This window comes from Rhodanobacter caeni (assembly GCF_039523575.1).
Classification (GTDB): domain Bacteria; phylum Pseudomonadota; class Gammaproteobacteria; order Xanthomonadales; family Rhodanobacteraceae; genus Rhodanobacter; species Rhodanobacter caeni.
Genome location: NZ_BAAAFO010000003.1, coordinates 785,563 through 800,045, shown reverse-complemented (window position 1 = coordinate 800,045; position 14,483 = coordinate 785,563). Strand labels below are relative to the sequence as shown.

The window sequence follows — 14,483 nt, the reverse complement described above, 5'->3', positions numbered from 1 at the left end:
AGGTTCGGTTTCAGTGGTAGTCGTCTTCGCGCTGGTGGCGAACGGCCAGCACGGTGAGGGTGGCGCCATCGGTGATGTCGAACAGCACGACGTAGCCTGCGCCGCCGAAGGGGACGATCAGTTCGCGCAGGAGTGGGCTGGCGGGATCCGCCTTGCGCGCGGAAAAGGGAAAGTTGCCCAGCAGCTCCCACGCTTTTTCGAGAGCATGCAACGCGTCATCGGCGGCCTGGATGTCGCGGTCGGCGAGAAACTGATAGAGCCTTTCGATATCACGCAGGGCCGTTTCGGAAAACCGGACCCGGTGGCTCACTTGCGCTTTCTCGCCTTGGCCTCGGCCAGGATGTCGCGCAGGGAACCCATGACTTCGTCGACGGTGTAGTACACGCCGGTACGTTTGGCTTCTTCCCGCGCCGCCAGACCGCGGGCGATGAACTCGGCCTGCGTGCGGCGGCGATTGACCTCGTCGCGCAAGGATTGCTCCATCAGACTCGACAGGCTTTCGCCTTCGCGCAATGCAGCCTCGGCTGCCTGGCGCAACTCGGGAGAGACGCGAAGCGGCGGCAGGGTAGCGGTTTTCATGGCGGCATCCTCATGTATTGCATCTGCGATGCAAACCCTAGCATGCGATCGTGCGATTCGCCAGAACAAGGAATCCGCGTTCAACCGAAGGGCAACCGTCCCTGGGATTCGCCCAGGTATTCGCCCACCAGCAGCCGCTGGATCAGGCGGCGGGTGTCAGCGTCCGGCTCGGGCGGCTTGTCCTGGAAGTGCCGCATCACGATGGGCATCACGCTGCGCTCGAAGAACGCCGGGTTGCCCAGCAGTTCGCGGTTGCCCAGCACGGCGCCGTCCATGTCGCGCTTGATGCCGGCCAGCGCAGCGTGCAGGCGGGTCTGGTTGTCGCCGAGGCGGTGCGAGTCCAGCAGGCGCTTGTGCACGCGCATCAGCTTGCCATCGCCGCCGTAGCGGGCGGCCAGGTTGGCGTTGGCCTGCTCGAGTACGCGGGCGTGTTGTTCGATGTCGCGCAGCGCCGTGATGTTGGCCTGCATGTCCTGCTGGCTCACTTCGCTGAGTTTCTTGGCCTTGAACAGGCGCTCCAGTTCGTCCTTGAGGCTGATCCACGCCGGGTCTTGCGGGTCCTGGGTGGACGCCAGGGTTTCGCGGGTGCGGCGCAGGATGTCCTTCAGTTCGTCGGCCAGCTTTAGTTCGGCCTCGCCAACCTTCTCGAACTTGAAGATCACGTCCTCCAGCGCCTGGTTGAGCAGGCCGGAGGTGTCGCTGGCGTGTTCCAGCTGGTGCTTGAGGTTGAGCGCGGCCAGCGCGTTCTGGGCCTCGATGTGCAGCAGGCGCAGCTTGCGGAAATCGAGCAAGCCGGCGAGTTGCTCGTGGCCGCCGAGGCGGATCAGGTTGTACAGCTCGCGTGCCTGGGTGAGCGCCTTGACGATGGCGAGCAGTTGCTGGCGGTCATGGATCTGGCCGACCTGCTGCGAGAACAGCTCGGCGTCGTCCAGCGAAAAGGCGAACAGCGCCTCGCGGATGGCCTCGACGCTGGCGCGGATCTCGGCCTCGCTCATGAACAGCTGGCTGTAGTGCTCGATCTCGTCGCCCAGTTCGGCGGTGAGCTCGTCGTAGTAGTCGCGGTTGGCCTTGTCGAATTCGGCCTGGATGTCGGCGAAGTCCACCACGTAGCCGTAGCGGAACTTGCCGTAGCGGCGGTTGACCCGGGTCAGCGCCTGCAGCAGGTTGTGGTTCCTGATGACGCGCCCGAAGTACAGCTTCTTGAGCCGCGGCGCGTCGAAGCCGGTGAGCAGCATGTTGTAGACGAACAGCAGGTCGATCCGGCCTTTCTTGTAGGCCTTGACCTGGTCTTCGCGCGACTGCTTGTCGCCCTCGTCGTGCAGGATCAGCACGGCGCTGAGCGGCTGCTTGGCGTAACGGGCGGCATCCTCGGCCACGCGATCCTGCCGGTAGGCGGCATCGTTGGCCGGCTCGGCCACGATGGGCCGCGCCTCCCGTTGCATGAGCTGCTGGAACTGGCGGTGCAGCTCGCGTGCCTGCTCGGCGCTGTCGCAGATCACCATGCCGCCGATGCTGTCGTCGCCGAAGGTGATACGGGACTGCACGAAATCGCGCAGGATATAGTCGAGCATGGCGCCGACGAAGTGCTTGTGGGCGTACAGCGCCTTGCGCTCGATGCCGCCCTGTTGCACTTCGATCGCCGCCAGTGCCTGCTGCAGCTGCATCTTGTAGCGGGTGGCGATTTCCTCGCGGATCAGGCGCAGGGTGTAGCCATCGGCGATCGAAGCGTTGTAGTAGTACTTGTGGATGTAGTCGCCGAACAGCGCCTTGGACTGCAACTGCTCGCCGATCAGCGGCGTGCCGGTGAGGCCGATCTTGATCGCGCTGCGATCGGACTGTTCCAGGTTGGCGAGAAAGCTGCCTTTCGGGTTGTAGCTGCGGTGCACCTCGTCGAGGAAGTACACGCGCTGCACGGCAAGGTTGTAGTCCTGCGCGGCGGTCACCTCCGGGTCGTCCTTGAACTTCTGGATGTTGACCACGGTGATCTCGGCCGTTCCACGGTCGTTGCGGGCGGCTCCGCTCTGCTTGATGTCGCGGGCGAAGGCGTCGCGGCTGTCGATCACGTGCACGGTGAGGCCGCGCAGGCGGAATTCGTCCCTTGCCTGCTTGAGCAGATCCAGCCGGTCGACGATGAAGTAGAACCGCGGTACCTGCCCGGTCTGCCGGAACCAGTCGGTGAGGAAGCGCACGTTGTAATAGGCCAGCGCGGTCTTGCCACTGCCCTGGGTGTGCCAGACGATGCCCTTGCGCACGCCCGCCGCCAGACGATCGGCGATGGCCAAGGTGGCGAACAACTGCGGGTAGCGCATCACGTGTTTCTGGATGCCGTCTTCCTCATCCAGCCAGGCGAAGGCGTATCGCAGGATGAAGGCGAGCCGCTGGCGACTGAACAGCGAGGTGAGCAGGCGATGGGTCGGCGTGTCGGCGGCCTTGTTGCGCTCGAACTCCGGCGTGCCCTTGATGCTGACCAGGTTGGTGTCGGTGAGGATGGCGTCCTCGGTGTCTTCCCGCAGCGGACCGATGGCACCGGCAAGCTCCGCCGCGCGTTCCTCGCGGAAGTAGTTGAAGTGCGCGTCGCCATAGGTGGACGCGGCATAGAACGCGCCTTGCACGGGATCGATGGCCGCCTCGTCGTACTCCATGTTGTTGGAGAACGCCTGCAGCTGGATCAGGTTGAAGAAGTGGCGGAACTTGCGGTTGGCGTGGCGGCGATCCATGCGCCGGCGCTCTTCGAGCACGCCGCCGGGATTCATGCGCTTCTTCACCTCGATGATGGCCAGTGGCAGGCCGTTGACCAGCAGGGTGATGTCGGGGCGGAAGTTGTCCTCGCCGTTCTCGAACGGCAGTTCGGTGACGGCGTGCCAGCTGTTGTTGTCGAGGTTGTCGAAGTCGATCAGGCGTACGCCCGAGCGTGCGGTGAGGCGCTTGTGGAACGCCTTGCCCAAGTCTTCGTTCTGCAGGTCCAGGCGGATTTCATCGAGCAGGCTGGACAGGTCCTGGCGGTGCAGGTCGGGGTTGATGCGTAGCAGGGCTGTTTCGAGAATCTCCGGAAAAATATTGCTGCGCTCATCGCGACGCGCCTGCTTCAGCGACAGGTAGTCGTAGCCCAGCCGCGACAGATGCAGCAGGGCCGGGATCTTGACTCGCGAATCCTCATTGAACGTGGTCAAGACCGGTTCCTGCCCTGGGACGGATCGTTGCGATCATCGGTGGAGACGTCGCTGCGGCGTGCGTCCCGGACAGTTTATGCCCCAGGTGCTTCCACCGGCGCAAACCCTGCGACCCGCCTCAGCACTCGATCACGTTGACCGCCAGCCCGCCGCGGCTGGTTTCCTTGTACTTGTCCTTCATGTCGCGGCCGGTGTCGCGCATGGTCTTGATCACCTTGTCCAGACTGACGCGGTGCTTGCCATCGCTTTTCAGGGCCATGCGGCTGGCGTTGATGGCTTTCACCGAGCCCATCGCGTTGCGTTCGATGCAGGGGATCTGCACCAGGCCGCCGATCGGGTCGCAGGTGAGGCCGAGGTTGTGCTCCATGCCGATCTCGGCGGCGTTCTCGACCTGCCGGATGCTGCCGCCCAGCGCGGCGGTGAGGCCGCCGGCGGCCATCGAGCAGGCCACGCCGACTTCGCCCTGGCAACCGACTTCGGCGCCGGAGATGGAGGCGTTCTCCTTGTACAGGATGCCGATGGCGGCGGCGGTGAGCAGGTAGTCGACGATGCCGTCCTCGTCGGCCTTGGGGCAGAAACGCAGGTAGTAATGGCCAACCGCCGGCACGATGCCGGCCGCGCCGTTGGTCGGCGCGGTGACCACGCGGCCGCCGGCGGCGTTCTCCTCGTTCACCGCCAGCGCGTACAGGTTGACCCAGTCCAGGATGGTCAGCGGATCGCGCAGCGCCGCCTCGGGCTGGTTGCGCAGTTCCTCCGCCATCGCCGGTGCGCGGCGCGCCACGTGCAGGCCGCCGGGCAGGGTGCCGGGCGAGCGCAGGCCGCGGGCCACGCAATCCTGCATCGCCTGCCAGATCGTCAGCAGGCCGGCGCGTGTTTCCGCTTCGCTGCGCCACACCGATTCGTTGGCCATCATCAGCTGCGCGATGGTCATGCCGTGCTGTTCGCACAAGGCCAGCATCTGGTCGCCGCTGCTGAACGGGTAGGGTTGTTCGGTGGTGTCGGCCACGATGCGGTCTTCGGCGGCCTCGTCCTTGTTGACCACGAAGCCGCCGCCCACGGAGTAGTAGTCGCGCGTGGCCAGTTCGTTGCCTTCGGCGTCGTACGCGAAAAAGCGCATGCCGTTGGTGTGGAACGGCAGCTTCTGGCGCTTGTTGAATACCAGGTCGCTCTTCTCGTCGAACGCGATGTCGCGCTTGCCCAGCAACTGCAGCCGGCCGCTGGCGCGGATGCGCTGCAGCGTGGCGGGGATGCAATCCGGATCGACGGTGTCGGGATGCTGGCCTTCCAGCCCCAGCAGCACGGCCTTGTCGGTGCCATGGCCGCGGCCGGTAAGCGCCAACGAACCGAAGAGTTCGGCGCGCACGCGGGTGACCTGGTCCAGCACGCCCTTTTCCTCCAGCCAGCGTTCGGCGAAACGCGCCGCCGCGCGCATCGGCCCCACCGTGTGCGAGGAGGACGGCCCGATGCCGATCTTGAACAAGTCGAATACGCTGACGGCCATGCTGCGGCGGCGATGAAAGAGGTGCGGGTTATTCTACGCAGCGACCTTGAACCCAGCCCCTGCCGAAACGCATGCCCGACCCGAATGATGACTGCTCACGCCCGTTCATCCTGAGCGTAGGCCGAAGGCCGAAGTCGAAGGACACGGCAGCGATGTGCAACCCGCACCTTGGCGGCGCTTCGACTCCGCCCGCTCCGCGGACTACGCTCAGCGCGAACGGTTGGGGCTGGGCGATCTTGAGCAAGAGTATCCATGCCTGATCTGATCCTGTACCAGCGCGACTACTGCCATCTCTGCGACCTGGCCCTGGCGGTGCTGGCCGAGGCGCACGCGCCGGATTTCGACAGCCAGTGGGTGGATGACTCGCCCGAGCTGGAAGCGCGCTACGGCGTACGCGTGCCCGTGCTGCGCGATACGCGCACAGGCCGCGAACTGGATTGGCCATTCGACGCGGCCGCGGTGCGCACGTTTCTGGGCGTGCCGGGCTGATACCGGTCACGATCATGGCGTTCGCCGTGTCCTAAAATGAGGCCGGTCAGCGACCAGGCTCAGCTGAGCTTCTGTCCGTTCGCCCTGAGCGTAGGCCCGCAGGGCCGAAGTCGAAGGGTAGCCGCGAAGGGCCGCTTCGACTTCGCTTGCTATCGCAAGCTACGCTCAGCGCGAACGGAACTCATGGCTGAGCCTGATCGCCAGTCAAGAGCATGAAACGTCCCCCGGAACCCCGCCCATCATGGTTCGTGCCGCCCAACCTTCCAGCCTGAATCGCTGGCGTGATCGCGCCGCGGCGCTGTCGCCGCTGCTGGCCGACGCGCTGGACGCCTGCGCCGGCCAGCCGCTGGACGAGGCCGGCTGCGCCGACGTGCTGGATCTGCTGGACATGCTCGGCTGCGATGCGCAGACGCTGGCGGCGGCGTTGTGGTTCGAGCTGGCGCGGGTGGCGCCGGCGGTATGGAAGGCGCGCGGCGAATCGCTACCGGCCGACGTGCAGCGGCTGGTGGCCGGCCAGCAGGCGGCCGAGCAGGTGTGGGCGCTGCATGCGCAGAAGCGCGCCCCGGAAGGGGCGTCCGAGGGCCTGCGGCGGCTGTTGCTGGCGATCATCCGCGACCTGCGCGTGGTGTTCATCCTGCTGGCGCGGCAGCTGGCGCGGATGCGCGCCGCCGCGGCATGGCCGGCCGAAGAGGCCGCCGCGCTGGCCCGGCTCACCCGCGACATCCACGCGCCGCTGGCCAACCGGCTCGGCATCTGGCAACTGAAGTGGGAACTGGAGGACCTGGCGTTCCGCTACCTGCAGCCAGACACTTACCGCCGCATCGCCAAACTGCTGGACGAGCGCCGCGCCGACCGCGAGGCGTTCATCCGCCAATCGCTGGACGAGCTGCAGCGCGATCTGCAGGCCGCCGGCATCCATGCCGACCTGGCCGGGCGGCCCAAGCACATCTATTCCATCTGGAAAAAGATGCAGCGCAAGGCGCTGGAGTTTTCCGACCTGTACGACATCCGCGCGGTGCGCGTGCTGGTGGACAGCGTGTCCGACTGCTACGCCGCGCTGGGCGTGGTGCATGCGCGCTGGCCGCACCTGCCGGGCGAGTTCGACGACTACATCGCGCGGCCCAAGGGCAACGGCTACCAGTCGCTGCACACGGCCGTGGTGGGGCCGTCGGGCAAGACGCTGGAGGTGCAGATCCGCACCCACGAGATGCACCGCGCCAACGAGCTGGGCGTGGCCGCGCACTGGCGCTACAAGGAGGGCGGCAGCGCCGATGCCGAGTTCGAGGCCAAGATCGCCTGGATGCGCAAGCTGCTCGACACGCGCGGCGAGGATGACAGCAAGCTCGCCGCCGACCTGCAGACCGAGCTGCTGGAGGATCGCGTCTACCTGCTGACGCCCAAGGGCGAGGTGTTCGATCTGCCGCACGGCGCCACCGTGCTGGATTTCGCCTACCACGTGCACACCGAGGTGGGCCATCGCTGCCGCGGCGCCAAGGTCAATGGCCGCATCGTGCCGCTGACGTTCCAGCCGCAAAGTGGCGATCGGGTGGAGATCCTCACCACCAGGATTGCCGAACCCAGCCGCGACTGGCTGTCGGCGCATCACGGCTATCTCAACACGGCGCGGGCGCGCGACAAGGTGCGCGTGTGGTTCCGCAAGCTGGCGCACGACGCCAACGTGGCGGCCGGCCGCGCCATGTTCGAGCGCGAGCTCAAGCGCATGGCGCTGCCCGCCGTTGCCGCCACCGACGTGGCGAAACTGCCTGCCCATTTCAACCTGAAGACCACCGACGACCTGCTGGTGGCGGTGGCGCTGGGCGAGATCACGCCCGGTCAGCTCACCCGCGTCCTGCAGGAGGCAGCGCAGCCACCGGCACCGCTGGTCACCCAGTCGGCCACACCGGTGGCGTCGCGCCACGCCACGCTCGACCACAGCGCGCTCAGCATCCAGGGCATCGGCAACCTGCTGACCACATTGGCGCGCTGCTGCCAGCCGCTGCCGGGCGATCCGGTGCGCGGCTTCATCACCCGCGGCCGCGGCGTGTCGGTGCACCGGGCCGACTGCGCCAGCCTGGCGCGGCTGGCGCGGCGCGATCCGGATCGGGTGATCGAGGTGAACTGGGGCACGGCGTCGGCGCAGGCGTATGAAGTCGACATCGAAGTGCGCGGCTACGACCGCAAGGGCCTGCAGAAAGACATCACCAGCGTGATCAGCAACGCCAACACCCACATCATCGCCTCGTCCAGCCGGCTGTTCGTGCAGACGGGCGAGGTGGAGATGCGCTTCACCCTGCGCGTGCGCGATTACGAGCAGCTGTCGATCCTGCTGGCCAAGCTGCAGGCCCTGCCCAACGTGATCGACGCCCGCCGCGTGGGCGTCGGCTGAATCCACGCGCAATACCGGCGCCCGCGCCCGCGGGGCGTCGCCAGGCCGATGTTAAGCTGGGCCAGTTGCCCGGAAAGCCATGGATTTATGAGCGGAAACAGGGAAAACCACGAAAACGATCCGCGCCGTCGCACCGAGCCCACGCTCGGCGACATCGACCGGCTGGACGCGCCCGCCCCGGCGCCGGCATCCGACGGGTTGCCGCAGGTGACGGTGGAGCCGCGCGTGTCCCGCGGCCACGTCCGCGCCAGCGCGCCGCCATCGGCGCCGGGCCGGCGCGGCTGGCTGATGGCCGTGCTGTTGCTGATCGTCGTGGCGCTGGTCGTCGTCGTGTGGGTCAAGCAGAACGACCTGCGTGGCATGCTGCCGCGCACCGAGTTGAACGACGTGCTGAGCCGCGCGCAACAGGCCTTGCAGGATGGACGTCTGGACGGCCAGGACGGCACCAGTGCCCGCGAGCTCTACCAGGCCGCCATGGCACTGGAGCCGGACAACGATGCCGCCCGCAACGGCCTGCACCAGGTCGGCCGTGCCGAGCTGTCGCAGGGCGACACGGCGCTGCAGGCCGGCCAGCTCGACCAGGCCGCGCAGCATGCCGCCGTGGCGCGCGAACTGCTGGGCGGCGGCAGCGACATCGACCGGCTCGACCATGCCATCGAAAAGGCCCGCGCGGCGAAGTTGCCGACCGACGATCTCGTCGATCGCGCACGCCAGGCCTATGCGGCCGGCAAGCTGGATGGCGAGCAGGGCGCCGGCACGTTGTATCTGCAGGTGCTGCGTGCCAACCCGGGCAATGCGGTGGCCGCCCACGGCCTCAACCAGGTCGGCGACGCGCTGGCCGAGCAGGCGCGCAAGGCACTCGATGCAAAGCACGACAGCGAAGCGGCCGCGTTGATCGACCGGCTGGCCGCGCTGCTACCCAGCCACGGCGCGTTGCCCGCCTTGCGCGCGCAGCAGGCGCAGCAGCGCCAGCAGAACAGCGACGCGCTGGACGAGGCGATCAGGCAGGGGCGCGCCGCGCTTGGCGAAGGCCGCATCAGCGGTCCCGGCGACGACACCGCGCTGGCGCATTTCAAGGCGGCGCTGGCGCTCGATCCGGACAGCCGCGACGCGCGTGCCGGGTTGGGCATGGTGGCGCAGGCGATGATCGTGCGCGCCAATGCCGCGATCGACGCCGGCGACCGCAGCCAGGCCGCCGGCTTGCTGGACCAGGCGGCCGCGCTGGCACCGCAATCGGCCGACCTGGCCGCGGCGCGGGCGCGTATCGCCACCACCGATGCCACGCCGTCCGATGCCTCGACGGCGCCAGCGACGAAAGCCGCGCCGGACGATGCGGGGCTGGTATCGCCCGCCTTGTCCGCCGCCCAACAGGCGCAAATCACCCAGCTGCTGCAGCGTGCGCAGGCGGCTGCCACGCGCGGCGACATCATGCTGCCGCCCGGCGAGAGCGCCTACGACCTGTATCGTCAGGCGCTGGCCATCGACGGCAACAACGCCGAGGCGCGGCATGGGCTGCAGGCCTTGCCGGTGCAGGTGGAAAAGCAGTTCAACGAGGCGCTGGCCGCCGGCCGGCTGGGGGCGGCCTCCGACATGCTGGCCAACCTGGCCGAACTGGCGCCGGGCGACCCCGCGCAGCGCACCTTGGGCAATCGCCTGGCCAACGCCTGGCTCGACCAGGCCGATCGCCAGCTGGCCAGCGGCGACCGCGTGGGCGCCGCGCAATCGCTCAACAGCGCCCGCAAACTGGCGCCCGACAGCGCGCGCGTGCAGGAAATGGCCATCCGTTTGCAGGGCGGTCCGTGAATCCAGCCGGCGGCATTCAATCCGCACGGGGAGCGAGCCGGCCATGACGATCCTGGTGTTTGGTGGCAGCAGCCAGATTGGCCATTTCCTGTTGCCGCGGTTGATGGATCGCGGCGAGTCGGTGATCGCCGTGAGCCGTCGGGCGCGATCGACGCCGGCCGGCGTGCGCTGGCTGCAAGGCCAGCTTCCCGAGCAGGTGCCCGCGTTGCCGCCGCTCTCGGCCGTCATCAGCTTCGGCCCGTTGCAGCCGTTCGCGGACTGGCTGGCCGCCACGTCGTTCGCGACCGCGCCCCGGGTCATTGCCACCAGCTCGATGAGTGCCGAGACCAAGCGTGATTCGGCGGTGCCGGCCGAACGCGCCATCTCGCAGCAATTGCGCGATGGCGAGTCGGCGCTGGCGGCCGCCTGCGCCCGCCACGGCTGTGCGTGGACCGTGCTGCGGCCCACGCTGATCTATGGCGCCGGCATGGACAAGAGCCTCACGCCGATCGCCCGTCGCGCGCAGCGCCTGCGGGTTTTTCCGCTGCCGGGCGGGCGCGGCCTGCGCCAGCCGGTACACGCCGACGACATCGCCCAGGCCGTGCTGGCGGCGCTGGATTGCCCGGCCGCGGCCGGCCGCATCCTGCCGATCGGCGGTGGCGAGCGCCTGCCGTTCGTCGAGATGTTCCGCCGCGTGCGCCGCAGCCAGCCCTGCGCCACCTTGCCCTTGCCGCTGCCCGGCGCCCTGTTGCGCGCCTGCGCCCGCGCACTGCCGCGGCTGCGCGGGCCGCTGAACCGGCTGGACACCGACCTGATCGCCGACAACGGCGAATTGCAGCGCCTGCTCGGCATCCATCCAGGCCCGTTCGATCCCGATCCATCGATGTGGGTACCTCCCCGGTAGGAGCGCACCCTGTGCGCGATGCTTTTGCTTTTGCGAATCCCGAATCCCGAATCCCGAATCCCGAATCCCGAATCCCGAATCCCGAATCCCGCAAGGGGCATCGCGCACAGGGTGCGCTCCTACCGGGGGCGCATTGCCTGCGTTTCGCCTCTTTCCCGGCCCGCACCATTCATATGCGCCTCGGGTAGCAGGCCCTATGATCGACGCATTTGATCGAGGACTCCCCGCCGTTGGCCTTCCTGACCCGTACCCGTTCCCTGGCGCGCCGCTCGTGGCCGTGGCTGCGCATCCCGTTCTGGATCGGCATGGGCCTGCTGGTGGGCTTCGTGCTGCCGTACATGCTGGTGTTGAACAAGCGGGTACAGGACCGCTTCAACGACCTGGTGTTCGCGGTGCCCACGCGGGTGTACGCGCGGCCGTTGCCGCTGGCCGCGGGCGTGCCGATGACGAGCGCCGCGCTGGAGCTGGAACTGACCTTTGCCGGCTACCGCCATGGCGACCGCGGCCACCTGCCCGGTAGCTGGGTCAAGGATGGCTCGCGCTACACCATCGCCTCGCGCGGCTATGCCGGCCCCGCCGGCGGCGAGTTGCCGAAGCGGATCGAGGTGACCCTGGGCAAGGGCGAGGTGCGTTCGGTGACCGACACGGCCAGCGGCAAGGCGATGACCATCGCGCACCTGGACCCGGCACGCATCGCCACGCTGTACGGCGCCAGCCAGGTGGAGCGGCGCATCGTGCACCTGGCCGACGTGCCGCCCTTGCTGGTGAGCGGCCTGCAGGCGGTGGAAGACCGCGATTTCAAGCACAACATCGGCATCGATTTCTCGGCCATCGCGCGCGCGGCGGTCGCCAACCTGCGCGCCGGCCGCACGGTGCAGGGCGCGTCCACGCTGACCCAGCAGCTGGTGCGCAACCTGTTCCTCACCCGCGAGCGCAGCTTCACCCGCAAGATCAACGAAGCGCTGATGTCGGTGCTGATCGAGATGCACTACAGCAAGGCGCGCATCCTGGAGGCGTACATCAACGAGGTGTTCCTGGGCCAGCGCGGCGACCAGGCGGTGCACGGTTTTGCGGCGGCGTCGGAGTTCTATTTCGGGCGCCGGCTGGAGGCGCTGCGGCCGCAGGAGATCGCCATGCTGGTGGGCCTGGTGAAAGGCCCCAGCTACTACGATCCGCGCCGCTATCCCGAGCGTGCGCTGGCGCGCCGCAACCTGGTGCTGCAGGAGTTCGAGACCACCGGCCTGCTGACCGGCGCGCAGGCCAATACCGCGCAGGCGGCCCCGCTGGATGTGATCAAGAACGGCCAGCTGCCGCACAACCGTTTCCCCGCCTTCATGCAACTGGTGCGCGAGCAGATCACCAGCGATTTCGACGACGAGACGTTGCGCGGCGGCAACCTGTCCATTTTCACCACGCTCGACCCGGCCGCGCAGATCTACACCGAGCAGGCGATCAGCAGCACGGTGAAAGGCCTGGGCAAGCGGGGCGAGGCGGTGCAGGCGGCGGCGGTGGTCACCGGCGCGCAAACCGGCAGCGTGCTGGCCGTGGTGGGCGACAAGCGTCCGGGGGCGCAGGGCTTCAACCGCGCGCTGGATGCGCGCCGGCCGATCGGCTCCACGATCAAGCCGTTCATCTACCTCGTGGCATTGACCCAGCCCGAGCGCTGGAACCTGGCCAGCCTGCTCGACGACGGCCCGATCTCCCTGCGCCAGCCCAACGGCAGCGTGTGGACGCCGCAGAACGACGACAACCAGAGCCACGGCATGGTGCCGATGGTGGACGCGCTGGCCAAGTCGTGGAACCTGGCCACCATCCACCTGGGGCTGGCGCTGGGCTTGCCGCGGATCAAGGCGTTCCTGCAGTCGTTCGGGCTGACCGGCGTCAATCCCAGCCCGTCCTTGCTGCTTGGCGCGCTGGATCTCTCGCCGCTGCAGGTCACCCAGCTTTACCAGTACCTGGCCGCCGACGGCCACGCGCTGCCGCTGGTTGCCGTCAGCGGCGTGCTCGATGGCAACGGCCGCACCATCAAGCGCTATCAGGTGCAGCCCGGCGACGGCGAATACCAGAGCGCGGTGCGGCTGGTTACCTGGGCGATGCAGCAGGTGGCGCTGTACGGCACCGCGCATTCGATCGGCGACTCGGGCCTGGCGTGGCTGCACGCCGCCGGCAAGACCGGCACCAGCAACGACCTGCGCGACAGCTGGTTTGCCGGCTACACCGGCGAACACCTGGCCGTGTTCTGGATGGGCCGCGACGACAACAAGCCCGCCGGCCTGTTCGGCGCCACCGGCGGCCTGCGCGCCTGGCGCGAACTGTTCGCCAAGCTGCCCACGCGGCCGTTGTCCAGCGCGCCGGGCAGCGGCCTGGAAATGGCCTGGATCAACCCCGCCACCGGCCGCCGCACCGAGCCGCAATGCAACGGTGCGCAACAGGTGCCGGTGGTGGCCGGCAGCCTGCCCGCCGAGGTCGATGGCTGCGCCTGGCAGAGCGTGCAGGGCCTGTTCGGCATCGGCCAGCCCGCCGCTACCGATGCGCCGGGCGCACCTGCCGCTCCGCCGGCTCCTGCTGCTCCGTCGAACCCCGCTGATCCGTACCGGAATTGACCATGTCGTATCTTGCAAAAGCCGCCCGTCGCGGCGCCTTGTTGCTGGCCGTAGCCTTGGTTGCCGGCTGCGCCACGCCGCCGCCACCCGCACCGTCGCGCACGGCCGTGCCCGCCCACGACATGGTGGCCGCCGTCCGCGCCGCCGGTGACCGCGAGAGCTCGGTCATCGCCGTCAACCCGCTGGGTGATCCCGGCGTCACCGGCCTGCAGGACGCCGCGCGCGCCGATGCGAACGCTGGGCGCTATGCCGACGCCGCGGCCAAGCTCGACCAGGCGTTGAAGCTCAGCCCGGATTCGCCCGCCCTGTTGCAGGATCGCGCCGAGATCGCCATCCGCCTGGGCGATTTCAGCGGCGCCGAAAAGCTGGCCCACCGCTCGTGGTCGCTGGGCCCGAAGCTGGGTCCGTTGTGCGCCCGCAACTGGCAGACGATTGTCGAGCTGCGCCAGCACGCGGACGACGAGAACGGTGCCGCCACCGCGCGCAAGTGGCTGGGCGAATGCCACAAGGCGGCCGTGCCGCGCTATTGATACGGACGTCCAGACGTCCATACGCTGAAACTTCAGCTTTCGATGGCGCCGCCGCGCTCCCAGTCCGCCACCGGTCCGGGCTCCAGCCGGAACAGCGGATGGCAGCCCGGCTTCCTGCAGGCCTTCCACTGCTGGTGCAGTTGCGGCGAGCGTTGCTGCAGCTTGGCCATCAGGTGCGCCCATTCGTGGGCCAGCTGGCCGGTGCTGGCGGCGATGGGTGCCACCGCGCAAACCGGCTCGATCTTGCTGCGGTCGAAAACGTAGCCGCGCGCCAGCGACTCGGCGTAGACGGCGCACAGGTAGGCCTCGATCGCGGCCAGCGGCGCCGGGTGGGCGCGAAAGCGCTGCAACTGCGGATGATTGCGGTAGCCGCGCGTCTCGCCGCGCAACACCGCGCGCGCCAGCAGCGCCTCGCGCCACAGCGCCAGCAGGCCTTGCCGGTCCAGGTAGCTGGGATGCAGTGTCCATAACCGCATGGGATGGATCTCCGCGCAGATGCGCGCATTGTCGCCGCAAGCGGCAGCGTCCGGAAGCGCGCG

The 14,483-nt window shown here is 68.4% G+C and carries 11 protein-coding genes; 6 read left to right on the top strand and 5 right to left on the bottom strand.

What is annotated here, in order from left to right:
- Nucleotides 1–10: 10 nt before the first annotated feature.
- The 4 genes from ABD017_RS12265 to ABD017_RS12250 form a co-directional block, all read right to left on the bottom strand.
- The gene (locus tag ABD017_RS12265) at nucleotides 11–310 is read right to left on the bottom strand and encodes a type II toxin-antitoxin system RelE/ParE family toxin (RefSeq protein ID WP_343883034.1); all 300 of its coding nucleotides are present in this window, start codon (nucleotides 308–310) and stop codon (nucleotides 11–13) included.
- On the bottom strand, nucleotides 307–579 hold the full coding sequence (locus tag ABD017_RS12260; RefSeq protein ID WP_343883033.1) for a YlcI/YnfO family protein: 273 nt from the start codon (nucleotides 577–579) through the stop codon (nucleotides 307–309). Before ABD017_RS12260 ends, ABD017_RS12265 begins: the two co-directional genes overlap by 4 nt.
- 80 nt (nucleotides 580–659) lie before the next feature.
- Nucleotides 660–3,749: a type I restriction endonuclease subunit R gene (locus ABD017_RS12255; protein WP_343883032.1), complete on the bottom strand. Its 3,090-nt coding sequence runs from the start codon at nucleotides 3,747–3,749 to the stop codon at nucleotides 660–662.
- Between the two features lie 118 nt (nucleotides 3,750–3,867).
- The gene (locus ABD017_RS12250) at nucleotides 3,868–5,250 is read right to left on the bottom strand and encodes an L-serine ammonia-lyase (protein WP_343883031.1); all 1,383 of its coding nucleotides are present in this window, start codon (nucleotides 5,248–5,250) and stop codon (nucleotides 3,868–3,870) included.
- Nucleotides 5,251–5,502: 252 nt separating this feature from the next.
- On the opposite strand from ABD017_RS12250, the gene ABD017_RS12245 reads away from it, so the two are divergent.
- From ABD017_RS12245 to ABD017_RS12220, 6 genes are all read left to right on the top strand, one after another.
- On the top strand, nucleotides 5,503–5,739 hold the full coding sequence (locus ABD017_RS12245; protein ID WP_343883030.1) for a glutaredoxin family protein: 237 nt from the start codon (nucleotides 5,503–5,505) through the stop codon (nucleotides 5,737–5,739).
- A gap of 241 nt (nucleotides 5,740–5,980) precedes the next feature.
- Nucleotides 5,981–8,125, top strand: a complete 2,145-nt coding sequence (locus ABD017_RS12240) for a bifunctional (p)ppGpp synthetase/guanosine-3',5'-bis(diphosphate) 3'-pyrophosphohydrolase (protein ID WP_343883029.1) — start codon at nucleotides 5,981–5,983, stop codon at nucleotides 8,123–8,125.
- An 87-nt stretch (nucleotides 8,126–8,212) separates the two neighbouring features.
- Complete coding sequence (locus ABD017_RS12235; RefSeq protein ID WP_343883027.1) at nucleotides 8,213–9,928, top strand: tetratricopeptide repeat protein; 1,716 nt, start codon at nucleotides 8,213–8,215, stop codon at nucleotides 9,926–9,928.
- A 43-nt stretch (nucleotides 9,929–9,971) separates the two neighbouring features.
- The gene (locus tag ABD017_RS12230; protein ID WP_343883026.1) at nucleotides 9,972–10,811 is read left to right on the top strand and encodes an SDR family oxidoreductase; all 840 of its coding nucleotides are present in this window, start codon (nucleotides 9,972–9,974) and stop codon (nucleotides 10,809–10,811) included.
- Between the two features lie 230 nt (nucleotides 10,812–11,041).
- Nucleotides 11,042–13,414: a penicillin-binding protein 1B gene (gene mrcB / locus ABD017_RS12225; RefSeq protein WP_343883025.1), complete on the top strand. Its 2,373-nt coding sequence runs from the start codon at nucleotides 11,042–11,044 to the stop codon at nucleotides 13,412–13,414.
- A gap of 2 nt (nucleotides 13,415–13,416) precedes the next feature.
- Nucleotides 13,417–13,944: a tetratricopeptide repeat protein gene (locus tag ABD017_RS12220; RefSeq protein ID WP_343883024.1), complete on the top strand. Its 528-nt coding sequence runs from the start codon at nucleotides 13,417–13,419 to the stop codon at nucleotides 13,942–13,944.
- A gap of 32 nt (nucleotides 13,945–13,976) precedes the next feature.
- Here ABD017_RS12220 and ABD017_RS12215 read toward each other — a convergent pair whose 3' ends face one another.
- Nucleotides 13,977–14,420, bottom strand: coding sequence for a pyrimidine dimer DNA glycosylase/endonuclease V (locus tag ABD017_RS12215; protein ID WP_343883023.1), 444 nt, complete (start codon nucleotides 14,418–14,420; stop codon nucleotides 13,977–13,979).
- Nucleotides 14,421–14,483: the final 63 nt, after the last annotated feature.

Excerpts from the sequence above, each read along its gene's own strand:
- ABD017_RS12250 (WP_343883031.1), bottom strand. The coding sequence starts at position 5,250 with ATGGCCGTCAGCGTATTCGACTTGTTCAAGATCGGCATCGGGCCGTCC.
- ABD017_RS12220 (WP_343883024.1), top strand. The coding sequence starts at position 13,417 with ATGTCGTATCTTGCAAAAGCCGCCCGTCGCGGCGCCTTGTTGCTGGCC.
- ABD017_RS12260 (WP_343883033.1), bottom strand. The coding sequence starts at position 579 with ATGAAAACCGCTACCCTGCCGCCGCTTCGCGTCTCTCCCGAGTTGCGC.
- ABD017_RS12245 (WP_343883030.1), top strand. The coding sequence starts at position 5,503 with ATGCCTGATCTGATCCTGTACCAGCGCGACTACTGCCATCTCTGCGAC.
- ABD017_RS12240 (WP_343883029.1), top strand. The coding sequence starts at position 5,981 with ATGGTTCGTGCCGCCCAACCTTCCAGCCTGAATCGCTGGCGTGATCGC.
- ABD017_RS12235 (WP_343883027.1), top strand. The coding sequence starts at position 8,213 with ATGAGCGGAAACAGGGAAAACCACGAAAACGATCCGCGCCGTCGCACC.
- ABD017_RS12215 (WP_343883023.1), bottom strand. The coding sequence starts at position 14,420 with ATGCGGTTATGGACACTGCATCCCAGCTACCTGGACCGGCAAGGCCTG.
- ABD017_RS12230 (WP_343883026.1), top strand. The coding sequence starts at position 9,972 with ATGACGATCCTGGTGTTTGGTGGCAGCAGCCAGATTGGCCATTTCCTG.